This is a genomic window from Streptomyces sp. NPDC001714, from assembly GCF_042892755.1.
In the GTDB taxonomy this organism is placed as follows: domain Bacteria; phylum Actinomycetota; class Actinomycetes; order Streptomycetales; family Streptomycetaceae; genus Streptomyces.
The window spans coordinates 429,800-455,035 of the sequence record NZ_JBIAUL010000007.1 but is presented as its reverse complement, the minus strand read 5'-3'; the positions used below and the strand labels follow the sequence as shown (position 1 = coordinate 455,035).

Below are 25,236 nucleotides of genomic sequence, written 5' to 3'. Positions count from 1 at the left end.
CTATGCCGTGCGGGACTGGGGAATGCGAAGCAGGGCGGACAAATCGGGGGTGAGTCTCCTGCCGGAGCTGCGTTACCCCAGTGTTCCCGAACTCGTCGCCACCGCCCGGGCGCTGGCCGCTCACCGGCCCGGCCTGTGCACGTTGCGGCAGATCGGCGTCTCCCGCGCGGGCAGACCGCTGCACCTGCTGTCCGTCGGACACGCCCGGCGGGCGGTCCTGGTGGTCGCGGGTGCCCACGCCAACGAGCCGACCGGGGGCGGCACCCTCCAGGTACTGGCGGAACGGGTGCTGAACGAGCGGGAGCTGCGGGCTGAGAACTCCTGGCACTTCCTGCTCTGCGCCGACCCGGACGGGGCGAGCCTGCACGTCACCCCGGCCCCGCGCAGCCTGTTCGACTACCACCTCGGCTTCTACCGGCCGGCAGGCCCGGAGCAGCCGGAGTGGTCGCCGTCGGTGCTGCCGCCGGACCGGCTGCCACCCGAGACCCGGGCCCTGCTCGGGGTGATCGACGAACTGCGCCCCTACCTCCAGGTGACCCTGCACTGCACCGATCTGGGCGGCAGCTGGGTGCAGCTGACGAGGGACGTGCCGGGGCTCGCCGAGCCGTTCGCCAAGTCCGCGGCCGAGCTGCACATCCCGGTGGAGACGGGCGCCTCGGACGCCGCGGGCTGGCCGCACTCCGGGCCCGGGGTACGGGTGATGCCCGGTCCGGAGACGGGGGTGGCGTACCCGAGCATGCCGGACGACGCGCGGCACAGCACCTGGTACCACGCCCACCGGTACGGCGGCCTCACCGCGGTGGTCGAGGTGCCGATGTGGGCGAGCGACCTGGTCGACGACCCGGCGCCGCACCCGGCGCCGGCGGCGGCCATGCGCCGGCTGGCGCGCCGGCTGCTGCGGGACTCGCGGGAGGTGGAGCGGGTGCTGGCCGAGGCGCTGCCCCGGCTGGACGGCCTGGACGGGCCGCTGCTGCGGGCCGCCTGCTGGGCGCTGGGCCTGATCCCCGGGCTGGCCGAGGACTGGATCCAGCGACCGCCGGTCGACACCACGATGGCGTACGTGGGCAGCGTGGACGCCTTCGGGCGGCGGCTGCCGCTGCGGGCCGCGTCGATGCTGCTGCGGGTGCTGCGGGAAGCGGACGACCGCGCGGCGCCGCGGCTGGAGGAGCTGGTGGCCGCCTGGTGCGAGGCCTACGGCGAGCGTTTCCAGGCCCGCTGGGTGCCGGTGGAGCGCCAGGTGGAGCATCAGTCCCGGACGGTGCTGGCGGCCGCGCAGCACGCGCGTGAGCGGGCGGCGTGAGGTCCGGTTCCGGGGCCGGGCCCCGGGGACCGCACGCCGCCCTCGGGCTCAGTCGTCGAGGGCGAAGACCGGGCCGGTCCGGGCCGCCAGCTGACAGGAGTTCGCGAACGTCTCGCGGTACTCGATCGGCCGGCCGTTCCACTGCCCGCGCGCCTGGACGGTCACCGGGGCGTAGACCATCGGGCACATCGCGTCCTTGACCGGGGTGACGCGGGCGATGTCACCGCCCACCGCGTCCAGTTCGGCGCAGGCCTCGGCCGCCCGGGAGTACCCCTGGGGCGGGTCGCACAGCAGGATGGTGCCGCGCGCGTCGTCGGACGGGCTCTCGCCCTTGGTGACGGTCAGGTACAGGTAGTCGCCACCGCGCGTCACGCCCGGCGCGGCCTGGGCCGGGCCGGCGGTGAGAAGGGCGGCCGCGGCCAGCAGGGCACCGCCGGCCGCTGTCACTTTGCTGAGATGCGTCATTCCCCGTGCATCGGCACGGCGGGCTCGGTCCCCCAGTCCGACTCACCCGATCGGGCACGCACGCGCGCGTGGCGGTGCGCCAGTTCGAAGGCGCTCAGGACCACCCGTGTCTGGTACTCGGCCTGGCGCGCGACCGGGATCCAGCGCGCGCCGAGGGCGTCGTGGTAGTACGCGCACCAGGTGTCGATCAGCCGGTCCAGGTCGGGCAGGGCGGCGGCGGGGTCGTGGCCGGTGCTGCGCAGGAGCTGGTGCAGCAGCCCGGCGGTGCGCAGGGCCAGCCGGCGTCCGGCGATGCGAAGGGCGGCGAGGTGGGCGGAGCTGAGCGGGGGCAGCGGGCGGGCGCTGCCGGCGTCCGTGTCGGGGTCCCAGGCGTCGGCGAGGCCGGGGCAGACCAGCAGGTAGTCGTCGACCGGCGCGAGCAGCCGGGCCGCGTCCGGCGCCGCGGACAGCTGCGGCCGGACCCGGGCCAGGACGCCGTCCAGGAGGTCCGTGTCGCGCCGCAGGGTCCGGCTGACGGAGCGCAGCGCCGCGTCCCGGTCGGCGGGCGGTGTGCCGTCCTGGACGGCGGCCACGCCCCACATGGGCGCCTCGACGATGGCGGTGACGGTGCCGTGCCGGTGCGGGTGGAACCAGGTGGACTCGACGGCGGCCTCGGTGATGGCGGCGACCAGGTCGCCCCGGCGGGGCGGCGGGACGCGGTAGACGGCCGGACCCAGGGTGGGCCAGTACAGGGTGTCGTAGGCACCCAGTTCGCGGGGGATGCCGAGCCGGGTCGCGGTGTGCGCGAGGCGCCGGTCCAGGCCCGGCAGCTCACGGGTCAGCTCGACGAAGCCGCCGCCGACGTCGACGCCGTGCAGCGAGCACTGGAGGAAGGGCCGCAACTCGTCCTGGAGGTCGAGCAGGGCCCGGGTCTCGGGCAGCGCGGCGGCGGCCGCCCCGTCGGGCAGCCACTCGGGCTGCTCCAGGAATCCGGGCCGGAAGAAGTTCCGGAAGTAGTGGCCCAGGGTGTACGGCCCGGCCAGCCAGCCCTCGTTGCGCCGTGAGCCGTCGGGGTCCAGGCACAGCAGCAGGTTCCAGGTGACGTCCGCGTCCTCGGTGAGCCTCGGGTCGGCGAGGACCCGGTCGGCGAGGCGCAGCACGGTGGCACCGCCGACGGGTTCGTTGGCGTGCGGGCCTGCGACGACGAGGGCGTGACGGGTGCCGTGACCGATGGAAAGCAGCCACATCGGGGTGCCCGCGCGGGAGGTCCCTGCCCTGCGCAGCCGGGCGTCCCGGGGGCGGTCGGCGACCAGTGCGGCCGCCCGCGAGGCGAGTTCGCCGACGGACGGGTAGCGGAGGAGGGGCGGCAGGTCACACCTCCACAGAGCGGCGCCGTCGATTCACATGGTGTGCATGATGTACGCACAGTCAGTCACGACTTGAGGGGTACGTCAACACCGCGACGGACAAACACTTTTCGGCCATCGCGCAGGACCCGCCCAGGTGACGGCGGTCCGGCCCGGGACTCAGTCGCTCGCGAGCCGGAAGGCGATCCGGCCGAACCCGACCTGGTCGCCCTCGCGGACGACGGCGGCGCCGATCACCCGGCGGCCGTTCACGGTCGTGCCGTTGGTGGAGCCGAGGTCCCTGAGGACCCACAGGCCGCCCTGGCGGCGGAGTTCGGCGTGCACCCGGGAGACCGTCTCGTGGTTGAGCCGCAGCCCGTTGGCGGGGTCGCGGCCGATGCGCAGCGGGTGACCGTTGCCCGGGTGCGGCAGCAGCAGCTTGGGCAGCCGCTCGGCCTGCCAGGCCCGGCGCAGCCGCACGGTGAAGCCGGAGACGGCCTCGACGGTGCCGAAGAGCACGCGCGCGAAGCGGTTCTCCTGGGGCAGGTCGGCGGTGAGCGCGGCGAGTTCGTCGGAGCGGCGGGCGGCGAGCGCCAGTTCCATGCGGCGCACGAACGTGTCGTGCGACAGCCGTCCCATGGCGACGCCGTCACGCAGCACGCTCAGCGCCTTGTCGCGCTCCGCGTCGGACAGCCGCGCGGGGTAGGTGTGGAACTCGAAGGACGACGTCACGCTGCCGATTCTGGGTCAGTGAACCCCGGGTGTCCAGAAAACGGGAAAACGGCCGTCACGCGCGCGTACGTATGGCGACACCCGTTCCGCAAAGCCGGGATTCAAAGCGGATTGATCTCCTTTCACGGCACGATGGACCTACTACCTCACGAGGAGCCAGACGAAGGGGAACGTCCGTGCAGTTCGAGGTGTGGGCACCACAGGCAGACCGTGTGACGCTCCATTGCGACGGCGCCACTCGAGCGTTGGAGCGCGACCCGGAGCGGTCCGGCTGGTGGACCGGGGAGGCGGACGCCGAGGACGGCACGCGGTACGGGTTCGCCCTGGACGACGGCCCGGTGCTGCCCGACCCGCGCTCGCGCCGCCAGCCGGACGGACCCGACGGGCTCAGCGCGGTGGTCGACCACCGGCGCCACGAGTGGCGTGCCGCCTGGCCGGGGCGTGCGCTGCCCGGCGCGGTGCTCTACGAGCTGCACGTGGGCACGTACACCCCCGAGGGCACCCTGGACGCGGCCGCCGCCCGCCTCGACCACCTGCGGGAACTGGGTGTCACACACGTGGAGTTGATGCCGTTGTGCCCGTTCCCCGGCCGGCACGGCTGGGGGTACGAGGGCGTCTCGCTGTGGGCGGTGCACGAGCCGTACGGCGGCCCCGAGTCGCTGAAACGCTTTGTCGACCGGGCTCATGAACTCGGCCTCGGTGTCGTCCTGGACGTCGTGCACAACCACCTCGGCCCGTCCGGCAACTACCTGCCCGCGTTCGGGCCGTACTTCACGGAGGCGCACCAGACGCCCTGGGGGGCCGCGGTCAACCTGGACGCGCCCGGGTCGGACGAGGTGCGTGCGTATCTGGTGGGCAGCGCGCTGGCCTGGCTGCGCGACTACCGGATCGACGGGCTGCGCCTGGACGCGGTGCACACGTTGCGCGACACGCGCGCGTGCCACTTCCTGGAGGAGCTGTCGGCGGCCGTGGCCGGCCTGGCGGCCGAGTCGGACCGGCCGCTGTTCCTCGTCGGCGAGTCCGACCTGAACGACCCGCGGGTCATCACCCCGCGCGCGGAGCACGGGTTCGGCCTGGACGCGCAGTGGAACGACGACTTCCACCACGCCCTGCACGCCGCGCTGACGGGCGAGTCCCAGGGCTACTACGCCGACTTCGCCCGCGCCCCGCTCGCCGCCCTCGCCAAGACGCTCACCGGCGGCTACTTCCACGACGGCACGTACTCCAGCTTCCGCGGCCGACGGCACGGCCGCCCGCTGGACCGCGCGCGGGTGGCCGGACACCGGCTGCTCGGCTACACCCAGACCCACGACCAGGTCGGCAACCGGGCCCAGGGCGACCGGCTTTCGGCGACCCTCTCCCCCGGTCTGCTGGCCTGCGCGGCCACGCTGAGCCTGACCGCGCCCTTCACGCCGATGCTCTTCATGGGCGAGGAGTGGGCGGCCGGCACCCCCTGGCAGTTCTTCACCGACCACACGGACCCGGACCTCGCGGAGGCGGTACGACGCGGCAGGCGGCGGGAGTTCGCGGCGCACGGGTGGGCCGAGGAGGACGTACCCGACCCGCAGGACCCGGCGACCCGGGAGCGGTCCTGCCTGGACTGGTCGGAGCCGGAACGCGAGCCGCACGCGCGCGTGCTGGCCTGGTACCGCCGGCTGCTGGCGCTGCGCCGCGAGCAGCCGGACCTCACCGACCCCGATCTCGCCGACACCAAGGTGGCGTACGACGAGGCGGCCCGCTGGCTGGCGTTCCGGCGCGGGGACGTGCGGGTGGCGGTGAACCTGGGCAAGGAGCCGGCCGAGATCCCGCTCGGCACCGGGCGGGCGGAGGTCCTCGCCGCGTGGGACACCGTGGCGGCACCGGACACGGACGGGGTGCTGCGGGTGCCGGGCGAGTCGTGCGTGGTGCTGGCCCAGGCCTGACCCGGGCTTGAGGCAGGCCTGGCCCAGGCCTGCCTCAAGCCCGCGCACCGGCCGTCCCGCTACAGCTCCTCGTCGTCCTCGGTGTCCTCGCGCAGTTCCGTCACCCGCTCCAGCAGGATCGCCTCCCAGGCACGCCGGAGTTGGGTGCGCAGCAGCGGCAGGGGACGGTCGTCGCGGCCTTCGAGGCCGTCGGTGAGGCGGATGACGGTGTCGCAGCGGGCCAGCCACAGGCCGCGCAGGCAGGGGCGGGCGCCGTAGCCGGCGAGGGTGGCCGCGCGGACGGCCGCGCCGGAGCCGACCGCGACGGCGAGCCCTGCGATGTCCTCTGCCGGGTCGCCCACCACCGTGCCGGTCCAGTCGAGGACGCCGCGCACCCTGCCGTCGGCGCTCACCACCAGGTGCTCGCCCTTGAGGTCGTGGTGGGTCAGCACGGCGGTCCCGGGCTGGGCGGCGAGCTGGGCGGCGCCCGGCGGGGTCAGCTGGAGCAGGCGGGCGGGGTCGAACTCGTCGTCGGCGGCGAGGCGTCCGGCGGCGGGCACGGCCATGCGGCGCAGCGCCTCCAGGGAGCGCGGCGGGGTGCGCGGCACGCCGAGCGTCTCGGCCTGCCGTACCGGCACCTCGCGCAGCCCGGTGAGCAGCCCGGCCAGGTCCGCCTCGCCGACCGCGGAGACGTCGTGCTCCTCGGCCGTGCCCCCGGGGATCGCTGTGTCCAGCGTGTAGGTCAGCCCCGGCGCCCACTCGCCGTGCGCGACGCTGGTCGGGACGGTGACGGGCAGGTGCGGTCGCACCAGGTCGCGCAGGCGCAGTTCGCGGCGCCGGCGGGCGGCGTCCTCGCGGTCGCGAGCGAGGCGCAGCACATGCCGGGTGCCGACCCACCAGGTGAAGTGTTCACCGCCCTCCGCGACGGGCCGCACGTCGGGGCCCGAGGCGCCGCCCGCGCTCTCCTTGAGCAGCGAACGGACCAGTCGGCGGACGGTGTCCGCGGTGGGAGTCGGTGCCTGGGTCATGGATCGCGCCGTTGCCGTTCGGGATGGGGTAGGGGCGAGCGGGTGGTTCCGGGGCCGGGTCGGTCAGCCCACGACGACCATCTCGCGGGTGGTGTTGTTGAAACGACGGCCGCCCTCCGCGGTCACCGTGACGATGTCCTCGATGCGCACGCCGAAGCGGCCGGGCAGATAGATGCCGGGCTCCACGGAGAAACACATCCCGGGCACGAGCGGCTGCTCCTCGCCCTCGATCATGTACGGCGGCTCGTGCGTGGTGACGCCGATGCCGTGCCCGGTGCGGTGGATGAAGAACTCGCCGTACCCGGCGTCGGCGATGACCGCGCGGGCGGCCCGGTCGACCTCCTGGCAGGCGACGCCGGGGCGTACGGCCCGGAAGCCGGCCTCCTGGGCGGCGCGCACGATGTCGTGCACCTCGCGCTCCTCGGCGGTGGGCGGGCCCACGTGCACGGTGCGGGTGGTGTCCGAGCCGTAGCCGTCCTTGAGGCCGCCGAAGTCGAGGACGACCATGTCGCCGTCCTGGATGACCCGGTCGCCGACCTCGTGGTGCGGGTTGGCGCCGTTGGGTCCTGAGCCGACGATGGTGAAGTCGACCTGGTCGTGGCCGAAGCGGCGCAGCAGGTCGGCCAGGTCGTGGCCGACGTCGGACTCGCGGCGGCCGGCGAAGGGAACCTTGCGGATCTCCTCGAACGTTGAATCGGCAGCCGCTCCGGCGGCGGCGAGGAGTTCGAGCTCGGCCGCGTCCTTCACGGCGCGGAGCATGGGCAGCGCGTCGGTGAGGGAGGCGTAGGACGTGCCGGGGAGTGTCTTCTGCAGGCCCAGCAGGTGCATGGCCCAGGCGTTGTCGCTGACACCGAACCGGCCGGTCTTGCCGAGCAGGCCGGCGGTGACGGCGTAGGGGTCCGTGCCGTCGGTCCAGTCCCGCAGGGTCAGCGCGGCCGCTCCGTCGGCCTTCTCGGCGTCGGGGGCCTCGAGGGTGGGCACGATCAGCACGGGGTCCCGGCCGGGGGCCAGGACGAGGAGGGTGAGCCGTTCGGTGACCGCGGTGGGGGTGTAGCCGGTCAGCCACACCATGTCGGGGCCAGGGGCGATGAGAAGGCCGGCGAGGCCGGCGTCCGCCGCGGTGTGCACTGCGCGCGTCATGCGGGACCTGTAGTCGCCGGCGGTGAAGGGCGCGGCGGCGGTGCCGGTCATCCAGGGCCTCCTTGCACGGGTGACGGAGCTGTGTCGGCGTTGGCATGCATCCTGCCGGGTGCGGCGTGGCCGCGCGAGCCGGTTCGGGCAGAGCCGCCGTTGTGGATTGCGGTTGTGTCGCCGGTACAGGTGTGTGGGGGCTGATCGCGCCCACGCGGCGGAGCCGCATCTCGATGCCGCCCCGCGCCCCCGGGTCGGTCACGTCACGACGCCGGGAACTACCGTCAGCTGCTGATACCCCCCGCTCGCGTGCCGGACCGTGAGCTTGGCCTCCTTGCCCGGATGGGCGTGGGCCACTGCCCGGACCAGGTCGGCCGCGCTGTCGATCCGCGTGTCGCCGAACTGGAGCAGGACGTCGCCGCGCACCAGCCCCGCCGAGTAGCCCGGGCCCGGCACATGGACGCCCGTCACCAGCGCACCCACCTTCTCGGCGTCCACGGCCTCCACGCCCAGGGTCGCGGTGGCCGCCGGCGAGGGGGCCGGGGTGGCCGGGGGTGCATGGCTCGGCGTCGTCGGCGGGGTCTGCTGCCGCAGTTCCGCCAGTCTGCTCATGCCGATCACGCTGGCGCCCACCGTGCCCAGCCCGACCCCGGACAGCACCAGGACCGAGCCGACGAGCGATCCGAACAGCAGGGTCCTGATGTGGCGGCCGCGCCGACGGGCGGCGTGCGGGCGCCGGGCCGGGCCGGGCGGGGGGCTGTCCCCGCGTTCCTGACCGGGGATCGGCTTGGGACGCAATGCGGTCTGTTCCATGGTTCGCCTCCACCCCGAGCCCTACCCGGCGCGCGCGGGCGCGACGAGACACGAACGAGTGAGACTGACCCTGGGTCAGCAGCGGGAAGCCCTAGCTCCCACCTGCGCCATGAGCACCGTCCAGAAGGCTTGCCACCAGGTCCGCCGCCGCTCCCGCGGGGGTCCCGCCGTACACCAGTTCCACACGGTGGACGAGGCGCGGTGCGGTGACGGGGACGGCGACCGTGCCGGGGACGCCGGTGGCCGCACGCAGGGGCAGCAGGGTGAGGCCGTGACCGGCGGCGGCCAGGGCGGTGAGGGTGCGCACGTCGGAGCCGTCGTAGCGCAAGGCCGGGCGGAAGGCGCCGCCGCCGGTCGCGGTCCGCAGCCGGCTCAGGGGCGGGGCCGCGTCGGGTGCGTCCAGCCAGCGGGCGTCGGCGAGGTCCGCGAGGCGCAGGCCGGGGCGGCGGGCGAGGGGGTGCCCGGCGGGAAGCAGGACGGCGACGGGCTCCTCGCCGGCGCCGTGTGTGGTCAGGGGGGCCACGTCGGGCAGCCGCAGCGGGTCGCTGGGGGCGGCGAGGCCGTCGAGGAGGCCCAGGTCGGCGGTGCCGGTGGCGACGGCGGCCGGGATCCCGTCGCGGGGCAGGACGCGCAGCGTGACGCCGGCGGCGGGGAGTGCGGCGAGGACGGCGGGGCCGAGGGCGGTCGGGGTGGCGGCGAGGGTCAGGCCGGGCGTGGGTGCGGCGGCCATCCGCACGACGTCGGCACGGGCCGCCTCCAGGCGCAGCAGCAGCGGGCCCGCGTGTTCCAGGAGCCGTTCACCGGCCGCCGTGGGGACCACGGGACGCCGGGTGAGCAGGGGGGCGCCGAGGTCCTGTTCGAGGGCGGCGATGTGCTGGGAGACCGCGGACTGGGTGTACCCCAGCTCGCGCGCGGCCTCCGAGAAGGAGGCGAGGCGGGCCACGGTGACGTACGTGCGCAGGAGGTGCGGGTCCATGCCGCACAGCATGGCATCAGTGATGCTTATCGAGAGTGCATCAATCATCGTTGGACGTGAACCGGAGCGGGCGCCCAGGATGAGCCCATGACGAACTCCGCAGCTCGGACCGCCACGATCGCCCTGGTCGGGGACCGCTCCCCCAACGTCGTGTCGCACACCCGGATCCCGCTCCTCCTCGACGCCCTGGCCCAGCGCGACCGACTGGTCCTCGACGCCTACTGGATCCCCTCCGAGGACGCCGAGGACGCGGCCGCGGTGCGCGGCTTCGACGCGGTGTGGGTGCTGCCGGGCAGCCCGTACCGCAGCGAGGCGGGCGTACTGCGCGCGATCCGCACTGCCCGTGAGGAGGGCATCCCCTTCCTGGGCACCTGCGGGGGCTTCCAGCACGCGCTCCTGGAGTACGCCCGCGACGTCTGCGGCCTGACCCGGGTCGCGCACGCGGAGAACGACCCCGGCGCCGAGGACCTCTTGATCGAGCCGCTGGCCTGTTCGCTGGTGGGTCACGAGGCCGTGGTGCGCGTCGAGCCGGGCACACTGGCCGAGTCGGCGATCGGCTCCGGGCACACGGTCGAGCGCTATTTCTGCTCGTACGGCCCCTCCCGCCACCTCGACACCCTGCGCGCCCACGGGCTGCGGCTGTCCGGCCACGACGAGGACGGCCACGTCCGCGTGGCCGAACTGCCCGGCCACCCCTTCTTCCTGGCCACGCTCTTCCAGCCGGAGCTGTCGGGCGACGGCTCGCGCCCGCATCCGGTGATCCGGGCGCTGGCCCGGGCGGCGGTCGCGCATGCCGACGAGCGGGTGCGCGCCTCGGTGTGAGGACGGCGCCGCTCCGCCGCCCGCCGGGACCCGAGGCCGTTGTCAGTGGCGGCTGTTACGTTCTGTGACATGACCGATCACTGCCTGCGGCTGCTCCGGCAGCACCGCCGCCTGGCCGAACTCGCGGCGTTCCCCTTCGACTTCGACCTGGACCGAGCCGCCCACGGCCATGCCGAGCCGGTTCGCCTCGCCTCCGGTGGCTCCCTGGAAGCGGTGGCGGGAAGCGACACCGGCGGCACGTATTTCGTGTGCGCGGACGGCTCGATGCTCTACGCGGACTCGGAGGGCTCGGCCGGGATCATGGGATCGTCCGTCGACGAGGCGCTGGAGATCGTGATCGGTCTGCCGGGCTGGCGTGACCTCCTGCTCCTGTCCCCGGCGGACGGTGAGACGGCGATCCTCGCGCGCGTGGCCGAGATCGAGGAGGAGATCCGCGAGTACCACGGCATCGACGAGGAGCGCGCCGAACTCCGCGCCGCCCTGGACCTGCCCGACCGCTCCCCCGTCGAACTGCTCGGCATGCTGCACACGGCCCTGCTGCGCACCGAGCCCGACTTCCTCCTGCTGAACGCGGAGGAGGGCGGCGCCTACGACCTGCTCGACCCGCACCCCCGGCCGCCCCTGTGGGAGTGCGTACGGCACGAGGTCCCCGGCGATCCGGCCGACCAGCCGCTGTCGACGTGGACCCGGCTGGCGGCCGAGCAGGGGATGACCGAGCTCGCCCGGGTGGCGCTGATCCGCCGGCTGGACGAGATATTCATGGACCAGAGCCTGCTGCTGCGGCCCGGCAGCAGAAAGGACCTCGACCTGTCGCCGTTGCTCTGGCTGGCCGGGGAGTTCGAGCGGCTGGGCGACCTGGCGCAGGCCGAGCGGGCCCGGGGTCTGCACACCTCCCTCGCGTAGGTACCCGCGTGCCGGGCGCCGTCAGCCGACCGGCAGCGACGGGGCGAGCGGCGGTCGGTCCGGGAGGAAGCCGTGGGCCCGCCGGGCGAGGTGGTCGGCCTTGTAGCGGTCGACGCGCTGGTGCCAGTTGAGGATGCCGGCCATCCAGTTCTGCAGGTCGCGGACGTAGCAGTCCATGGCCTCGCGCGCCTCGGCCGTCAGCTCGAAGTCGTCGTACACGACCGGGAGTTCGCTCGCCACGACATGTTCGAACTGCTGCATCCGCTGGGTCGTCAGGTCGTGTACGACGTGGAGCGCGGTCGGGTAGTCGACGCCGAAGAAGTTCTGGACGACGAGGATGGCGTTGTGCAGCTCGCCCTCGTACTGGATCTCCTTCTGGTAGGAGAAGACGTCGTTGACGAGCATGCCGTAGTCGATGGCGGCGTTCTCCAGGGAGCGCACCGGACCGCTGCGGTGGACCTCCGGAGGGATCGCGGAGCCGCGGCCGCGGCGGGCCAGGCTCAGGGTGAGGTCCGAGCCGAAGGTGGATCGGCGCATCTCCAGGTAGTCGACCGGGTCGGGGATGCGGTGCTGGAGCTGGTTGGACATCTCCCAGAGCCAGCTCTCGGTCATCCGGTCGACGGACTGCTTGAGGGCGAGCCGGTCCGCGGGGCTCATTCCCGCGGTGGTGCGGGCCCAGAGGTCGATCAGGCCGCGTTCCATGCCGGTGGCCGGCACCGGCACGGGCTCGTCGGCGAGGGACATGCAGGCGGAGAGGCGGGCCGTGGCGAGCCGGGCGCCGGCCAGGTCGCGCCGGGTGCCGAAGCAGAGCGGGTAGTAGTCGTCGGCATAGGTGCCCCAGGCCAGCCACTGGGCGCTGAGGTCGAGTTCCTCGGCGCCGGCGTCGGGGTCGAGGCCGGCGGCGCACAGCACGAGGTCGGAGGCGGCGAGCCGGTCCTCGTCCCAGACGCCCTCGGACAGCATTCCGGTGCTGTGCATCCAGGCGGTCAGCCGCGGCCGGGCGGCGTCGAGACGCGGGTTGACCTCGACCTCGTACGGCATGTGGAAGTCGGGCAGCAGGGAGGGCCCGACCTGCTGGAAGGGCACGTGGGAGTAGGCGCGCAGGCGCTCCGCGGCGGCCGCGGCCAGTAAGGCGCCGACGTCGGCGGCGGAGGTGCCGGGGCCGGTGAGGTGCTGCCAGGAAGCGGACGGGACAGCGCCCTGGTTCATGTAGCGGCTGGAGCGCAGGTGCCATTCGTGGCCGCCGGACTGCCAGTCCTGCAGGCCCTTGGTGTAGGCGGCGATCGCGGCGGCCTGGTCGGGGGTGAGGCCCTTCTCGGCGGCGACGGCGGGGACTTCGGTGAGGGCGGTGTGCTCGAACTGGTGGAGGCGGGAGGTGAGGATGTCGTTGACCGCGTCGGCGGCCTGCTGGGTGGTGCAGTCGAAGAAGGTCTCCAGGACCAGCACGCCGTTGCTGTTCTCGCCCTCCTCCTCGACCTCGCGCTGGTAGGAGAACAGGTCGTTGCGCAGGTGGACGGCGTCGGCGAAGGTCTCCATCAGCACCCGGAGCGGACGCGAACCGGAGACGACGGCGGGCACCTCGGCCGTCGCGTACTCGACCAGGCCCGCGGACCAGGGGGCGCCGCCGACCTTGCGGCGCATCTCGATGTACTCGACGGGGTTGGCGATCCGCCCCTCGTTGATGTTGGACAGCTCCCACATCGACTCGTTCAGCAGGTGCTCGGTGGCGACCGAGAAGCGGCGCCGCCAGTCGACCGACATCGACGGCACCGTGCGCGCCCACAGGTCGGCGAGGCCCGCCTCGACCGGGTTCTGCGGCTCCGGCACGGGCGTCGCCGGGTCCAGCGGCATGAACAGCGGGAGCCGGTCGAGATGGGCCTTGCCGGCGGCGCGGTCCTGGGTGCGCTTGTACATGTCGAGGAAGTGGTCGTCGAAGAAGAACACCCACACGTACCAGTCGGTGATCAGCGAGAGGGCGGGGCCGTCGCAGTCCGGGTGGGTGTAGCTGCACAGCAGGCCGTAGTCGTGTGCCTCCAGGTCGGCCTGGGTCCAGATCCCGGACCCCTCCAGCATGCCCATCTCGCGGGCCCACTCGGTGGAATGGGCCCGGGCCTCCGCCAGATGCGGGTTGAGCCGCGCGGGATACGGCATGTAGAAGTGCGGGAGTTCGAACGGCTGCGTCATGGCCGGGGCCCTACCCGCGCGCCTCGAAGGCCATCCACCGCGCGGCACATGATCACACCATCGCGTGAACCGGGACGGAATCCGGGAACTTCCGGGCGGACAGGCCTCCTGCGACGGGTGCGCTGAGCGCCTTCGGGCTGCCGCCTGGGGCGGCCCGTCTTGCCCGGCCCCGCCGCACGGACCACCGTGGCCGCATGACCACCTCAGCCGGCGGCGGTGAAGCCCCGCCCGTCCCCGACGTCTTCGATCCGCGCCGGTACGCGGTCGCCGTGCCGTACGCCGACTACCGCGTCCTGCGCGACCACCATCCGGTGGCCTGGCAGCGGGAGCCGGAGGTGCTCGGGTGGCCGGCCGGGCCGGGGTTCTGGGCGGTGGCGCGGCATGCGGACGTGGTGCGCGTGCTCAAGGACCCGGGGACGTACTCGTCGCGGCTCGGGGCGACCCAGATCCGGGATCCGGACCCGGAGGACCTGCCCTTCATCCGGCGCATGATGCTCAACCAGGATCCGCCGCAGCACGGGCGGTTGCGGCGTACCGTGAGCCGGGCCTTCACTCCGGGGCGGATCGAGCGGTTCGAGGCAGTGGTCCGGGAGCGGGCCCGGACCCTGTTCGCCCGGGCGCTGGAGTCGGCCCGGGCGGGGGACGGCACGGTGGACCTGGTGGCCGCCGTCACCGACGAGTACGCGCTGCTCAACCTCGCCGATCTGCTGGGTGTCCCGGAGACCGACCGGGGGCTCCTGCTGCACTGGACGCGGCGGGTGATCGGCTACCAGGACCCGGACGAGGCCGGGCCCGGGATGCTCGACGGCGAGGGCAGGCCGGTGAATCCGCGATCGCCCGCGATGCTGGCGGACATGTTCGGGTACGCCCGGCAACTCGCCGCGCACAAACGCAGGCATCCCGCCGACGACGTCATGACGACCCTGGCCCACGACGCGGAGCTCGCCGACGGCGAACTGGAGATGTTCTTCTTCCTGCTGACGGTCGCGGGCAACGACACCGTGCGCTCGGCCGCCCCCGGCGGACTGCTGGCGCTGGCCGAACACCCGGATTCCTACCGCCTGTTGCGCGCCGGAAAGGCCGGAGCGGACAGCGCGGTGGACGAGTTGCTGCGCTGGCATCCCCCGGTGCTGACCTTCCGCCGTACCGCCGCGCGGGACACCGAGCTGGGCGGCCGGCGCATCAGGAAGGGCGACAAGGTGGTCGTCCTGCACGCCTCGGCCAACCGCGACGAGCGGGCCTTCGCCCGGCCGGACCGGCTGGACCTCACCCGGGCGCCGAACCCGCACGTGTCCTTCGGGGACGGGCCGCACGTCTGTCTGGGCGCCCACTTCGCCCGGCTCCAGCTGCGCACGCTCTACGCGCAGGCACCGGCCGTCCTGCAGCCCGCCGGTCCCGCCGAGCGGCTCGTGTCGAACTTCATCAACGGGCTCAAGTCGCTGCCGATGCATGTGGGTTGACCTGGATCAGGGCATGGGTGCCGGCCGTGCGCCAGCGCTCCGCCTCGGCCGCGTCCAGGGCTGCCTCGGTGTCCGCGGCGAGCCCGGTGATCACGTCGGACTTGAGAGTGCGCAGCGCGGCCACCGGGCCGGGGAACCAGGCGGTGACGTCGGCGAAGGGGGTGGTCGGCGGCCAGAGCCGATCGCCCACCAGGCGGCGGTAGTTGAGGTCGCCCTTGAAGATCGTCAGGGTGGCGGAGGCGAACTCGGCACGCAGGTCGCCGGGCATCTCGGCGTATGGCAGCGGGGCGCAGGAGAAGGGGTGGGCGCGCACGGTGAGGCGGCCGTCGGCCATCGCCGACCAGAGGGTACGGCCGTACCCGGCGGCGGCACCCGGGGCCCCGGTGAGCCTGCGCAGGGCGTCGAGCACGTCGGCGGTCGTGGCGTCGGAGACGTAGTACGGGTAGGGCTTGAGGTGCAGGACCGCGCGGGCGATGCGGTCCGTGTCCAGGAGGTGGGCGATCAGCAGCAGGTCGGGGACGAGTTCGCGGCCCGCGTTGTCGGCGACGAGACACAGGGTGCCGCCGCGGAGCAGCGGCCACAGGGCGGCGCTGTCGTCGGCGACCAGGGCGGCGACGGCCTCGCCCGACTCGGCGGCGGAGAGCCGGAATCCGAGGTCGGCGCGGTTGCCCCAGAGGGAGCCGTGCAGCAGGGCCCGGTCCGGGTCGCCGCCGAGGTCGTCGAGGGCGGCCAGTTCCTCGTCGGTCTCCTTGGCGTCGAGTTCGGCGAGCTTGAAGGGGCGGAAGGGGTCGATGCCCTGCCAGGGGCCGGGGCCGAAGTAGCCGACGGCGTCCAGGAGTCGGCGGTAGAAGTAGCTCTCCGACCACAGCCACGGCACGTCGAACCAGGACCGGCCGGCGTAGGTGTCCAGGCCCCAGTCGCGCCAGCCGCTCGCGTCGCCGGGCAGGGGCTCGATCACGCCCTCGGTGCAGTTGTGCAGCAGCGCGTCGAGCGCGCGGTGCTGCTCGGGGCCGTACGGGAAGGCGTCCCGCACCTGTCGGATGATCGCGGGGTGCCGTTCGGCCAGGACGCTGTGCGGGAACGGGCCGGTGGTACCGAGGATCACGGGCGGGGCGGCGGAGTCGGGCATGGTCGCCACGCTATCGCGCGGGCCGCCCGGCTCCGCCGAACCGCGGGGACGCCTGTCACGCCGTCCCGCGCGCCGTCCGTCACGCCGTTCTGATCTCGCGCTCCAGTTGGGTGGCGAGGGTCAGGTAGCGGGCGCGCCGGTGCACCGGGACCAGGCCGCGGATCATCAGGTACCACATCTCGGCGACCCTGCGCGGCAGCCGCCCCACCGGCTCCAGGTTGCGGCCCGCGACCCGGGTGCCGACGAAGAAGCAGACCAGGGAGTGCGCGACCGCGCCGACGTCTACGTCCGGGTGGACGTCGGACTCCTTGACGGCGCCCAAGAGTTTGCGCGTGGCGAACTCCAGCCACTCCGTGAACGGGTGCCTGAGCGGCGGCCGTACGGTGACGTCCGCGGTGGCCAGGCGCAGGCCGGCGCGTGGGATCGGGCCGTCGACGGAGAGCCGGGCGATCGCGAACGTGGTGCGCATAAGGGCTTCCAGGGAGGAGTAGCCGCGACTGTCCATCTCCCGGACCAACTGGCTGGAGGTGCGGGACTGGAGCTCCATGATGGCGTGCGCCAGGTCCTCCTTGGCGGCGAAGTGGAAGTAGAGCGCCCCCTTGGTGACCCTGGCGTGTTCGACGATCTCGCTCAGGCTGGTGGATTCATAGCCGTGCCGGTCGAAGAGGTCGGCGGCGGCCGTGATGATCGTGGCGCGGGTCTGCTCCGCGCGTAACTGCCTCGCCATCGACTCGACGCTCCTTCACGACTTCACGACTTCAACGACGCCACGGCTTCCAAACCGACGGGGCATGCGGTTTGTTTTTTACCCCGTGCACACGATAGCTCACCGTGCGGCAACGGGAGGCAACTGTGCGGACCTGGTGACGGACACGTGTAAGTCGCGCGTGCGACCACCTGAACACGGGTCCGCGGCGCATGAAAGGACGAGATCAGAACGCGCCCCTCCCACGTGTTCGCGCCGGTTTCCGGAAGCGTTGCGGGCGGCCGGGCGGCCATCGGTGATCGCCACGATACGAGCCGGACGGTTGGTTCTCAACGGCGCCCGGAAAGTCGGCAAAACGAGCGATCCGGTCGGTGCGGGGCACTTCAACCGGCCCTGTGATCAACCGCGCTGAACAGTGCGGCCCCGATTCCCGTACTCACTTCAGCAGATCCCCCGTACCCGCGCCCGCCGAGGAGACGTCCCGGATGACTCGGACGACAGCCCGCCTGAGAGTCGCGGGAGCCGCCGTCGCGGCCCCGCTCCTGCTCCTGTCGTGGGCGGCGGGGTCCGCCCGGGCGCACGGCGCGCCCACCTATCCCGTCAGCCGGGCCTACGCCTGCTCCCCCAGCGGCGGCGGCGCCACGACGGCGGCCTGCAAGGCGGCGATCGCTGCGAGCGGGCAGAACTTCGTCGCGTGGGACGACGTGCGGGTGGCGGGCGTGAACGGCCGGGACCGGCAGGTGATTCCGGACGGCCGGTTGTGCGGCGGCAGTCTGCCGGCGTACAAGGGGCTCGACCTGGCGCGCGCGGACTGGCCCGCGACCGAACTGACTCCGGGCGCCCGGATGACGATGACGTACGCCGCGACGATCGCGCACTCCGGCACGTTCAAGCTGTATCTGACGAAGCCCGGCTACGACCCGGCGAAGCCGCTGACGTGGTCCGAGCTGTCCGCGCAGCCCTTCGCGGAGGTCAAGGACCCGCCGCTGACGAACGGGGCGTACCACTTCGGCGCGACCCTGCCCGCCGACCGGACGGGCCGTCAGGTGCTCTACACCGTCTGGCAGACCAGCAGCACGCCGGACACCTACTACTCGTGTTCCGACGTGGTGTTCACGGCGAAGGAGGACGCGACGAAGGACGCCGGGAAGGACGCCGCGGCGACGGCGAGCGCGAAGCCGCGGCCGAGTGCGACGCCGGCTGCCGGCGCCTCGAAGAGCGCTGCCGCGCGGGCACGGAAGACGGCGGCGGCGACCCCGGTCTCCCCAACGACCGGAACCACCGCCGCCGACAGCACTCCCGTGGCCTCCGACACGGACGCCGGTTCGGGTCCGTCGGCGCCACTGGTGGCGGGCGGCGCCGCCGCGGTGCTGGTGCTCACCGGCGGCGCCGCCCTGGCGTTGCATCTGCGTCGACGCTAACGGCCTTTGTAGCAGGGTCAGTTGACGAAGACGGCGGCGCCGTTGTCGCTGACCGGGGCGTACTTGGCGGTGAAGTAACCGGCGGAGGGGCAGAGGATGGAGCCGGAGGACTTCGTGAACGCCTGGTTGCTGAAGGCGAGGCTGTTGTCGGTGTTGGAGCTGGTACCGGACAGGCTCGGGGCCTGGTAGACGCAGGTGATGCTGCCCAGGAGGGTGGTCAGCTTCACCGTGGTCTGGATGGTCGAGCCGCTCGGCGGGGTGACCGCGACCGTGCCGTCCGAGGAGACCGTGGTGGTGTACGGCAGGTTGTTGACCGTGATGCTGGAGACGCCGGTCACGCCGGTCACGTTGCTGGTGCAGCTGCTGAAGGTCTGCGCGCTGGCCGACTCGGTGGCGGTGCCGGAGGCGGCCGGGTTGTCGGTGACCGTCGCCGTGAAGGTCGAGGCCGCACAGGTGATGCCGCTGGTGCTGGTGGCGCTGGAGTAGAGGGTGGCGGTCGTGCCGCTGGCCAGCGACGCGCTGAGGGTGTCGCCGACCGCGACGGCGGTGCCGCCGGCGCTGCCCGTGGTGAGCACGGCGCCGTCGGCGGAGGCCGGAACGGTGGCCGCGACCGAGAGGGCGACGACGGTACCGGCGAGGGCGATGAGGGTTCGCGTACGCATGCGGGTTTGCCTCTTTCTTTGGGGGTCTTGCGTGGGGTGGGTGGGGGGTTCGAGGGCGCGAACGCAGCGCCGGCCGTTGCCGGCTCGTCACGCCTTCTCCGTACGTGACGGGCCGGCAACGGCGGTCAGGCCGGACACCGGCCGAAAGCCTGGGGGGGTTAGGCCTCCGGCCGGGCCGGTCAAAGGCGTACGGGTACGGCCCCTGGGGGGAAGCGACCGTGCCCACGCCGCTGAGCGGAGCGGTGATCGAAGAGGCCGGGAAGCGGTCGATGCCGCTCGGCGGATCCGGCGCCACGGACCCGAAGGAAACAGGGAGAGTTGTAGACCTGATCGCCCGTCAACGTCAAGGCCGATCAAGCGAGTTGAGCATTTGATCATGGGAATGCATGGTCGGAACACAACTGACGCGAATTCAACACCCTTTTTTCACAACTGTCTTGACCCTGAAAAGTAACCGCCGGTAACTTGCGGCTTGGCTACTGCTGCGTAACGAGAAAGCCCTTGCGCCCGCCGGGAGTTGTGGGGAGGCGTGCGCGGCAGCCGCTGTCCGCGCCAGGACAACGTGCCACTGAAGCCCAACCCGCGTGACTAATGCATGGGAGCAGACATGGCCGAGTCCCCGGACGTTCCGTCCGCCGACAACACGCCTGAGAACCCGGGAAGCGGTTCTCTTTCCGAAACACCAGACACCACCGGGGGCACCGGAGGGGCACCGAGACGTGGACGGGTCCGGGCACGCCGGGCCGCCGTGATGGCCGTGCCGGCCACGCTGGGCCTCGCCGGCCTCGCGGTCCTGACCGCACAGGGGGCGCTGGGGGTGTCGTTCTCCATCTCCGGCATGCCCTTCACGGTCACCGCCAAGTCGCTGGACGGCACCGGCTTCGAGCAGTTCGGCGCGCTCGACAGCATGGCCGACGGCAGCCCGAACGCCGGTGACACCGGCGGCCAGGTGCTGGTCGTCACCTCCGCGATCAAGAACGCGACCCTGGACAGCCTGTGCCAGAGCGTCGACCTCGGTGGCACCAACCTGCTCATCAAGGCGGGCAGCGGCTCGTCGAAGGTGCAGGCGACCGACCTGACCACCGACTCGACCGAGCTGTCGGGCGACGCGTCCTTCAACAAGATCGAGATCGGCAACGACGCGAGCACCCTCACCAAGGCCGGGGTCAAGGGACCTATCGGCGTCTTCAGCCAGCAGGCCGACACCGTGCACATCGACGGCCTGCGGCAGACCAACTACGCGACCACCGCTGGGGTGTTCAAGCTTCCCGGCCTGAAACTCAGCTTCAGCAGCTCGGGTTGCTGATGTCCGGCACAGAGACTCCCCATGAGGGGTGGCGGCCCGCCTTCCACGGTTGGCGGGCCCGTCGGCCGTTCGTGGGCGGGCTGCTGCTGACCCTGGGCGGCACGTGGATCCTGCTCACGGAGAAGGCCTCGTTGAAGGTCGTCATACATATCGGCATGCAGGGTCTGGTGGGTTATCTGCTGCCGGTGGTCATGGTGGTGTGCGGCCTGCTGACCCTCTTCAGCCCCTCGCAGCGCCTCTTCTACTCCATCCTCGGCATCCTGTGCTCCCTGGGCACCTGGGTCACCTCCAACCTGGGCGGTTTCTTCATCGGCCTCGCCCTCGGGGCCGTCGGCAGCTGCATGATCTTCGGCTGGCTGCCGGACCAGGAGCCGCGGATCAGCCGGCGCAAGCGGCGCAAGGCCGCGCGGGCGGCGGCGCAGGGGTTCGGTGAGGGCGCGGAAGCGGTCTGATATTCGCAGAAGAGGCGGGCCCGTGGGTTCGGGTCCGCCTCTTCTCGTGTGTGCGGGGGGCCTTCTGCGGGGCGCACTCCCCCGAACAGGTGACTTGGGAACTTCTTTGCCGTTGTCGTGAGTTCATCGGGCAGCCGGACGGCGTGTGGCCGGCCGGGGTGTGCGAGACGAGTGCGGCGAAGGAGCGGCGGCTTCATGGTGTTCAAACGGCTGCTGGGGGCGATCGGGGTCGGCGGTCCCTCGGTGGACACGGTGCTCGACGGTGGCGCGGTGGTGCCCGGCGGGGTGTTGTCGGGGCGGGTGTGGCTGAAGGGCGGCTCGGCGCCGGTGGACGTCGAGCACGTCGGCCTTGAGCTGCTCGCGCGTGTGGAGGCCGAGCACGAGGAGGGGGAGAGCGAGGGCGCGGTCGTCTTCGAGCGGTTCACCGTGGGCGGCGGCTTCCGGCTCGGTGCGGAGGAGGAGCGGGAGGTGCCGTTCGGTGTGCCGGTGCCGTGGGAGACGCCGGTCACCGAGCTGTACGGCCGGCCGCTGGGCATCGCGCTCGGGGTACGCACGGAGGTCGGCGTGGCCGGCGCCCGGGACAAGGGCGATCTGGACCCGCTCGCCGTGGGTCCGCTGCCCGTCCAGGAGGCGGTCCTGGAAGCTCTCGGCCAACTGGGCTTCGGCTTCCGCTCGGCGGATCTGGAGTACGGCCGGATCGGCGGCACCGGCCAGCGGTTGCCGTTCTACCAGGAGGTGGAGCTGACCCCGGCGCCGCAGTACGCGCACGCGGTGACCGAGATCGAGCTGACCTTCCTCGCCTCCCCCGCGGGCCTGGAGGTGGTCCTGGAGGCGGACAAGCGCGGCGGCCTGTTCGCCGCCGGGCACGACGCGCTGACCCGCTTCACGGTCCGCCACGAGGACGCCCACGCCCTCGACTGGAACAGCGAGGTCGACGGCTGGATCCGCCAGTTGATCGCCCACCGCGAGGCCTACGGCGCCCACGCGGCGTACGGCCACGGCGAGCACCACGAAGGCCACCACCGCTCCGGACCCGGCCTCGGCACGGCGGTCGCCGCGGGTGCGGCGGGCCTCGCGCTGGGCGTGGTCGGCGGAATGGTGGCGGCCGAGGTGGTCGACGAGATCGGCGACTTCTTCGAGGGGGAGGAGGACTGACGCCGGGGCGGGGTCAGCTCGCGGAGACGGTCGGCTCGCCGACCGTCTTGGGCTCCGGCTGCGCGGGGGCCGCGGCCGGCTCCGCCGCCATCTGCACCGACGTCGGCTCCACCGGCGCCGCCGCGGCCGTGTCGTCGGCCTTCATGGCCTTCGCCTCGCTCTTCAGGATGCGCATCGACTTGCCCAGGGCCCGCGCGGTGTCGGGCAGCTTCCGGGAACCGAAGAGCACGATGAAGACGATCGCGACGATCAGCAGGTGCCAGGGTTCGAGTCCGTTGCGGAGCATGGCCGCCCCCTCCCTTTCTCACGTTTGCTCGTGCCGACGGAGGGTGCTTCACGCGCCTCGGCCGGGCAGCGACGATTGCTACATTGCGCAACTGTACAACCCGGAGTGGGAAACCCCCCTCGGACCCGCCCCGCCATCGCTACCGCCGGTGGTGACGTGCCCGCACCGCCCGCAGCGCCAGGGCGTACAGCCCGAGGACGGCCGCGAGCAGCACGTGGTAGGCGGGCGGCAGCCCGGTCATGCCCAGGGCCGCGCCCACGGGGCCGGGCGGGAGCAGCAGGCCGACGGCGGCGAGGGCGGCGGCGGCCCGGCCGACGGGCCCGAAGCGGGTGCCGCCGCGCAGCAGGAACATCACCAGGGCCTGGGTGAGCAGGTTCTCGGTGAACCAGGCGGAGTGGAAGACGGCCTGGTCGTCGAGGGCGTCGGGGCCGCGCAGGGCGAGCGCGAGGACGCCGAAGGTGGCGAGGTCGGCGATCGCGTTGAGCACCCCGAAGCCGGTGATGAACCGCAGGAAGGCACCCGGCCGCAGCACGGTCGGGCGGCGCAGTGCCGCAGGCCCGGGGCGGTCGTAGGCGAACGCGAGCTGGGCGGCGTCGAAGCAGAGGTTCTGGGCGAGCACCTGGACCGGGAGCATCGGCAGGAAGGGGAGGAGCAGCCCCGCGCAGAGCATCGCGATGACGTTGCCGAGGTTGGAGGAGAGCGTGACCCGCAGATAGGAGGCGATGTTGGCGCTGCTGTATCGGCCCGCGGTGACGGCGTGCCCGATCGCGCCGAGGTCCTTCTCGGCGAGCACCACGTCGGCGGTCTCGCGGGCGAGGTCCACGGCGGTGCGGGGCGCGATCCCGACGTCGGCCGCGCGCAGGGCGGGGACGTCGTTGACGCCGTCCCCGAGGAACCCGACGGTGTGCCCGGCGGCGCGCAGCCCGGCGACGATCCGGGCCTTGTCCTCGGGGGTGCAGCGGGCGACGACGACGGGGCCGGGGACCGTCCCGGTGTGCTCCGGCGCCGGCCCGCCCGCCTCCGGACCGGCCCCGTCCGCCGCCACCCCCGCCTCGACGGCTCCCAGTCCCAGGTCCCGGCAGGCCCGCACGGCGGTGGCCGGATGGTCGCCGGTCAGGATCCGGATCGTGATGCCGAGGTCGGTGAGGCCGCGCAGGGCCTCGGCGGCGCCCGGGGCGAGGGCGTCGCGGAAGGTGACCAGGCCGCGGAAGGTGAGTCCGTGCTCGTCGGCCGCCGTGTAGGGGCGGGTGCGGGCGGGTCCCTCGGCGGTGGCGACGGCCAGGACGCGCAGCCCGGCGCCGGCCTCGCGGGCGGCGAGGGCGAGGAGGCGTTCGCGTTCGGCGGGGTCGAGGTCGCAGCGGTCCAGTACGTCCTCGGCGGCGCCCTTGGTGACGAGGACGTGGGTGCCGAGGGCGCCGGTGACGACGGCGGTGGCAAGGCGCCGCTCGGGACCGAAGGGGACGGCGCCGATGCCGTCGTACTCCTCTCCCACCGGCCCGGCGGCCGCGAGGAGGGCCTCGTCGAGGGCGTCGGGGGCGGGCAGCTCGGCGAGTTGCAGGGTCCACCAGGCGCCGGCGGCCGCCCAGCGCAGCACCTCCGGGTCGTCGTCGCCATCGGGTCCGAGAGCGCTTTCGACGACGGGCCGGTCCTGGGTGAGGGTGCCGGTCTTGTCGAGGCAGAGCACGTCGACCGCCCCGAGGTCGTGCAGCGCCGGCAACCGCCGGACGACGACCTGGTGGGCGCGGGCCAGGAGTGCGGCGCCCCGGGCCAGGCAGGTGGTGACGATCACCGGGAGCATCTCGGGGGTGAGCCCGACCGCGACCGCGACCGCGAACGGCAGCGTCTCCAGTCCGCGGCCGCGCAGGGCGGCGTTGGCCATGAGGACCAGTGGCGGAGTGAGCAGCATGAACCGGATGAGCACCCAGGAGATGCCGTGCACGGACCGGTCGAAGGCGCTCGCCTCCCGCGGTGCGACTGCGCCCTGCGCGACGGCGAACCGGGTCCGCTCCCCCGTCTCCAGGACCACCGCCGTGGCACCGCCCGAGGCGACCCCGCTCCCCTGGAAACAGAGGTAGGGCACCTGGAAGGGCCCGGTGTCGGCCCCGTCGGTCCCGTCGGCGGCGTCGAAGGCGGCGGGGACGTCGACGGCGGCCTTGGCGACGGGCGCCGACTCGCCGGTGAGTACGGCCTGGTGCACGGTCAGCCCACGGGCGCGCAGCAGTCGTACGTCGGCCGGGACCAGGTCGCCCGGGCCGAGCCGGACGACGTCCCCCGGCACCAGGTCGGCGACCGGGACCTCGCGCGCCCGCGGCTCCGCGTCCGCACCGCCGCGGCGCAGCACGGTGGCGGTGCCGGCGACGAGTTGGCGCAGGGCGGCCAGCGAGCGGTCGGCGCGGTGTTCGCCCGCGGCGCGCAGTCCGCAGCTGACCGCTACCAGGGCGAGGATCACGACCGCCGTACCCCAGGAGGCGACGAGGGCGGAGACCAGGCCGAGGGTGAGCAGGACGGCGGTGAAGGGGTCGCGCAGGGCACGGGCGCAGCGCAGTGGCCAGGAGGCGCTGTGCGGCAGGGGCGGGGAGTTCTCGCCGAGGTCGGCGAGCCGGGCCGCGGCCTCGGCCTCGGTCAGCCCGCGCGGTCCCGTGTCCAGTCGGCGCAGCACCTGCAGCGAGGTGGCGGCCTCGCCCTCAGAGCCCACGGAGCCGTCGGGGCGCCGGGAGTTCGGCGCCCGGGGTGCGGGCGGTGAGGCGGCCGACGAGCAGGCGTACGACGTCGACGACGTCGGGGTCGTCGACCAGGTACACCTGGCGGCGGCCCTCCCGGCGGGAGCGGACGAGGCCGGCGAGCTTCAGCTTGGTGAGGTGCTGGCTGACGGCGGGCAGCGCGCCGCCGACCCGCTCGGCGAGGCCCGTGACATCGCTCTCGCCCTGGGCCAGCGCCCAGACGATGTGCAGCCGGGCGGGCGAGGCGAGCAGCCCGAAGGCCGCGGCCGCCTCCGTGAGCACATCCGCGGTGGGGTCCTCGTAGCCGCTGCCGGGCACCGTCGCCACCGTCGTGGTCCTCCTGTCCACCGCGTTCTGTC

23 protein-coding genes are annotated in these 25,236 nt (G+C 73.3%); 9 read left to right on the top strand and 14 right to left on the bottom strand.

Annotation, left to right across the window (positions count from 1 at the left end):
* Nucleotides 1–49: 49 nt before the first annotated feature.
* The gene (locus ACFY0P_RS21310; RefSeq protein ID WP_388915113.1) at nt 50–1,300 is read left to right on the top strand and encodes a M14 family zinc carboxypeptidase; all 1,251 of its coding nucleotides are present in this window, start codon (nt 50–52) and stop codon (nt 1,298–1,300) included.
* 48 nt (nt 1,301–1,348) lie between these two features.
* On the opposite strand, the gene ACFY0P_RS21305 is transcribed toward ACFY0P_RS21310, so the two are convergent.
* The 3 genes from ACFY0P_RS21305 to ACFY0P_RS21295 all read right to left on the bottom strand — a co-directional run bounded on the left by ACFY0P_RS21305 (nt 1,349) and on the right by ACFY0P_RS21295 (nt 3,822).
* Nucleotides 1,349–1,765 carry an SSI family serine proteinase inhibitor gene (locus ACFY0P_RS21305; RefSeq protein WP_388915110.1) on the bottom strand — a complete coding sequence of 139 codons (417 nt, stop codon included), beginning with the start codon at nt 1,763–1,765 and terminating at the stop codon, nt 1,349–1,351.
* The gene (locus tag ACFY0P_RS21300; protein ID WP_388915401.1) at nt 1,762–3,129 is read right to left on the bottom strand and encodes a M14 family zinc carboxypeptidase; all 1,368 of its coding nucleotides are present in this window, start codon (nt 3,127–3,129) and stop codon (nt 1,762–1,764) included. Before ACFY0P_RS21300 ends, ACFY0P_RS21305 begins: the two co-directional genes overlap by 4 nt.
* Nucleotides 3,130–3,270: 141 nt before the next feature.
* Nucleotides 3,271–3,822: an FHA domain-containing protein gene (locus ACFY0P_RS21295; RefSeq protein ID WP_388915107.1), complete on the bottom strand. Its 552-nt coding sequence runs from the start codon at nt 3,820–3,822 to the stop codon at nt 3,271–3,273.
* Nucleotides 3,823–3,998: 176 nt separating this feature from the next.
* Here ACFY0P_RS21295 and treZ point away from each other — a divergent pair, with 176 nt between their 5' ends.
* Nucleotides 3,999–5,744, top strand: a complete 1,746-nt coding sequence (gene treZ, locus ACFY0P_RS21290) for a malto-oligosyltrehalose trehalohydrolase (RefSeq protein ID WP_388915104.1) — start codon at nt 3,999–4,001, stop codon at nt 5,742–5,744.
* A 59-nt stretch (nt 5,745–5,803) separates the two neighbouring features.
* Here treZ and ACFY0P_RS21285 read toward each other — a convergent pair whose 3' ends face one another.
* From ACFY0P_RS21285 to ACFY0P_RS21270, 4 genes are all read right to left on the bottom strand, one after another.
* Nucleotides 5,804–6,751, bottom strand: coding sequence for an aminoglycoside phosphotransferase family protein (locus ACFY0P_RS21285; RefSeq protein ID WP_388915101.1), 948 nt, complete (start codon nt 6,749–6,751; stop codon nt 5,804–5,806).
* Nucleotides 6,752–6,814: 63 nt separating this feature from the next.
* Complete coding sequence (locus tag ACFY0P_RS21280; RefSeq protein WP_388915098.1) at nt 6,815–7,942, bottom strand: aminopeptidase P family protein; 1,128 nt, start codon at nt 7,940–7,942, stop codon at nt 6,815–6,817.
* Between the two features lie 198 nt (nt 7,943–8,140).
* The gene (locus ACFY0P_RS21275; protein WP_388915095.1) at nt 8,141–8,695 is read right to left on the bottom strand and encodes a PDZ domain-containing protein; all 555 of its coding nucleotides are present in this window, start codon (nt 8,693–8,695) and stop codon (nt 8,141–8,143) included.
* A 91-nt stretch (nt 8,696–8,786) separates the two neighbouring features.
* Nucleotides 8,787–9,671, bottom strand: a complete 885-nt coding sequence (locus tag ACFY0P_RS21270) for a LysR family transcriptional regulator (protein WP_388915092.1) — start codon at nt 9,669–9,671, stop codon at nt 8,787–8,789.
* A gap of 87 nt (nt 9,672–9,758) precedes the next feature.
* Between ACFY0P_RS21270 and ACFY0P_RS21265 the strand changes: the two genes are divergently transcribed.
* Both ACFY0P_RS21265 and ACFY0P_RS21260 read left to right on the top strand, forming a co-directional pair.
* Nucleotides 9,759–10,493 (top strand): hypothetical protein, encoded by a 735-nt coding sequence (locus ACFY0P_RS21265; protein ID WP_388915089.1) that lies wholly within the window; start codon nt 9,759–9,761, stop codon nt 10,491–10,493.
* Between the two features lie 69 nt (nt 10,494–10,562).
* Nucleotides 10,563–11,396, top strand: coding sequence for a hypothetical protein (locus ACFY0P_RS21260; RefSeq protein WP_388915087.1), 834 nt, complete (start codon nt 10,563–10,565; stop codon nt 11,394–11,396).
* 21 nt (nt 11,397–11,417) lie between these two features.
* Here the strand turns inward: ACFY0P_RS21260 and cyc2 are convergent, their stop codons facing one another.
* The gene (gene cyc2, locus ACFY0P_RS21255; RefSeq protein WP_388915085.1) at nt 11,418–13,580 is read right to left on the bottom strand and encodes a germacradienol/geosmin synthase Cyc2; all 2,163 of its coding nucleotides are present in this window, start codon (nt 13,578–13,580) and stop codon (nt 11,418–11,420) included.
* Between the two features lie 194 nt (nt 13,581–13,774).
* Here cyc2 and ACFY0P_RS21250 point away from each other — a divergent pair, with 194 nt between their 5' ends.
* Nucleotides 13,775–15,040, top strand: a complete 1,266-nt coding sequence (locus tag ACFY0P_RS21250; RefSeq protein WP_388915082.1) for a cytochrome P450 — start codon at nt 13,775–13,777, stop codon at nt 15,038–15,040.
* Here ACFY0P_RS21250 and ACFY0P_RS21245 read toward each other — a convergent pair.
* Both ACFY0P_RS21245 and ACFY0P_RS21240 read right to left on the bottom strand, forming a co-directional pair.
* Complete coding sequence (locus tag ACFY0P_RS21245; RefSeq protein WP_388915079.1) at nt 15,012–16,169, bottom strand: damage-control phosphatase ARMT1 family protein; 1,158 nt, start codon at nt 16,167–16,169, stop codon at nt 15,012–15,014. The two genes, ACFY0P_RS21250 and ACFY0P_RS21245, sit on opposite strands and share 29 nt — an antisense overlap.
* Before the next feature lie 79 nt (nt 16,170–16,248).
* Nucleotides 16,249–16,896, bottom strand: coding sequence for a ScbR family autoregulator-binding transcription factor (locus ACFY0P_RS21240; protein WP_388915077.1), 648 nt, complete (start codon nt 16,894–16,896; stop codon nt 16,249–16,251).
* Between the two features lie 464 nt (nt 16,897–17,360).
* On the opposite strand from ACFY0P_RS21240, the gene ACFY0P_RS21235 reads away from it, so the two are divergent.
* Complete coding sequence (locus ACFY0P_RS21235; protein ID WP_388915074.1) at nt 17,361–18,296, top strand: lytic polysaccharide monooxygenase; 936 nt, start codon at nt 17,361–17,363, stop codon at nt 18,294–18,296.
* 17 nt (nt 18,297–18,313) lie between these two features.
* Here ACFY0P_RS21235 and ACFY0P_RS21230 read toward each other — a convergent pair whose 3' ends face one another.
* Nucleotides 18,314–18,958, bottom strand: coding sequence for a Tat pathway signal sequence domain protein (locus ACFY0P_RS21230; RefSeq protein WP_388915072.1), 645 nt, complete (start codon nt 18,956–18,958; stop codon nt 18,314–18,316).
* Nucleotides 18,959–19,565: 607 nt separating this feature from the next.
* Here ACFY0P_RS21230 and ACFY0P_RS21225 point away from each other — a divergent pair.
* The 3 genes from ACFY0P_RS21225 (at nt 19,566) to ACFY0P_RS21215 (ending at nt 21,871) form a co-directional block, all read left to right on the top strand.
* Nucleotides 19,566–20,264, top strand: a complete 699-nt coding sequence (locus ACFY0P_RS21225) for a DUF6230 family protein (protein WP_388915069.1) — start codon at nt 19,566–19,568, stop codon at nt 20,262–20,264.
* Nucleotides 20,264–20,716, top strand: coding sequence for a DUF6114 domain-containing protein (locus ACFY0P_RS21220; protein WP_388915067.1), 453 nt, complete (start codon nt 20,264–20,266; stop codon nt 20,714–20,716). The genes ACFY0P_RS21225 and ACFY0P_RS21220 overlap by 1 nt, the downstream gene beginning before the upstream one ends.
* A gap of 195 nt (nt 20,717–20,911) precedes the next feature.
* A complete protein-coding gene (locus ACFY0P_RS21215; protein ID WP_388915064.1) occupies nt 20,912–21,871 on the top strand; it encodes a sporulation protein in 960 nt (319 codons plus the stop codon).
* Between the two features lie 13 nt (nt 21,872–21,884).
* Here the strand turns inward: ACFY0P_RS21215 and tatA are convergent, their stop codons facing one another.
* The 3 genes from tatA to ACFY0P_RS21200 all read right to left on the bottom strand — a co-directional run bounded on the left by tatA (nt 21,885) and on the right by ACFY0P_RS21200 (nt 25,204).
* Nucleotides 21,885–22,157: a Sec-independent protein translocase subunit TatA gene (gene tatA / locus ACFY0P_RS21210; RefSeq protein WP_388915062.1), complete on the bottom strand. Its 273-nt coding sequence runs from the start codon at nt 22,155–22,157 to the stop codon at nt 21,885–21,887.
* Between the two features lie 139 nt (nt 22,158–22,296).
* Nucleotides 22,297–24,852 carry a magnesium-translocating P-type ATPase gene (gene mgtA, locus ACFY0P_RS21205; RefSeq protein WP_388915059.1) on the bottom strand — a complete coding sequence of 852 codons (2,556 nt, stop codon included), beginning with the start codon at nt 24,850–24,852 and terminating at the stop codon, nt 22,297–22,299.
* Nucleotides 24,842–25,204 (bottom strand): ArsR/SmtB family transcription factor, encoded by a 363-nt coding sequence (locus ACFY0P_RS21200; protein WP_388915056.1) that lies wholly within the window; start codon nt 25,202–25,204, stop codon nt 24,842–24,844. The genes mgtA and ACFY0P_RS21200 overlap by 11 nt, the downstream gene beginning before the upstream one ends.
* Nucleotides 25,205–25,236 lie beyond the last annotated feature (32 nt).

What these genes read in the sequence shown, in the direction of transcription:
- ACFY0P_RS21280 (WP_388915098.1), bottom strand. Translation starts at nt 7,942, where the DNA reads ATGACCGGCACCGCCGCCGCGCCCTTCACCGCCGGCGACTACAGGTCC.
- cyc2 (WP_388915085.1), bottom strand. Translation starts at nt 13,580, where the DNA reads ATGACGCAGCCGTTCGAACTCCCGCACTTCTACATGCCGTATCCCGCG.
- ACFY0P_RS21305 (WP_388915110.1), bottom strand. Translation starts at nt 1,765, where the DNA reads ATGACGCATCTCAGCAAAGTGACAGCGGCCGGCGGTGCCCTGCTGGCC.
- ACFY0P_RS21260 (WP_388915087.1), top strand. Translation starts at nt 10,563, where the DNA reads ATGACCGATCACTGCCTGCGGCTGCTCCGGCAGCACCGCCGCCTGGCC.
- ACFY0P_RS21275 (WP_388915095.1), bottom strand. Translation starts at nt 8,695, where the DNA reads ATGGAACAGACCGCATTGCGTCCCAAGCCGATCCCCGGTCAGGAACGC.
- ACFY0P_RS21240 (WP_388915077.1), bottom strand. Translation starts at nt 16,896, where the DNA reads ATGGCGAGGCAGTTACGCGCGGAGCAGACCCGCGCCACGATCATCACG.
- ACFY0P_RS21250 (WP_388915082.1), top strand. Translation starts at nt 13,775, where the DNA reads ATGACCACCTCAGCCGGCGGCGGTGAAGCCCCGCCCGTCCCCGACGTC.
- ACFY0P_RS21230 (WP_388915072.1), bottom strand. Translation starts at nt 18,958, where the DNA reads ATGCGTACGCGAACCCTCATCGCCCTCGCCGGTACCGTCGTCGCCCTC.
- ACFY0P_RS21225 (WP_388915069.1), top strand. Translation starts at nt 19,566, where the DNA reads ATGGCCGAGTCCCCGGACGTTCCGTCCGCCGACAACACGCCTGAGAAC.
- ACFY0P_RS21215 (WP_388915064.1), top strand. Translation starts at nt 20,912, where the DNA reads ATGGTGTTCAAACGGCTGCTGGGGGCGATCGGGGTCGGCGGTCCCTCG.
- ACFY0P_RS21245 (WP_388915079.1), bottom strand. Translation starts at nt 16,169, where the DNA reads ATGCCCGACTCCGCCGCCCCGCCCGTGATCCTCGGTACCACCGGCCCG.
- tatA (WP_388915062.1), bottom strand. Translation starts at nt 22,157, where the DNA reads ATGCTCCGCAACGGACTCGAACCCTGGCACCTGCTGATCGTCGCGATC.
- ACFY0P_RS21285 (WP_388915101.1), bottom strand. Translation starts at nt 6,751, where the DNA reads ATGACCCAGGCACCGACTCCCACCGCGGACACCGTCCGCCGACTGGTC.
- ACFY0P_RS21235 (WP_388915074.1), top strand. Translation starts at nt 17,361, where the DNA reads ATGACTCGGACGACAGCCCGCCTGAGAGTCGCGGGAGCCGCCGTCGCG.
- ACFY0P_RS21270 (WP_388915092.1), bottom strand. Translation starts at nt 9,671, where the DNA reads ATGGACCCGCACCTCCTGCGCACGTACGTCACCGTGGCCCGCCTCGCC.
- ACFY0P_RS21265 (WP_388915089.1), top strand. Translation starts at nt 9,759, where the DNA reads ATGACGAACTCCGCAGCTCGGACCGCCACGATCGCCCTGGTCGGGGAC.
- ACFY0P_RS21220 (WP_388915067.1), top strand. Translation starts at nt 20,264, where the DNA reads ATGTCCGGCACAGAGACTCCCCATGAGGGGTGGCGGCCCGCCTTCCAC.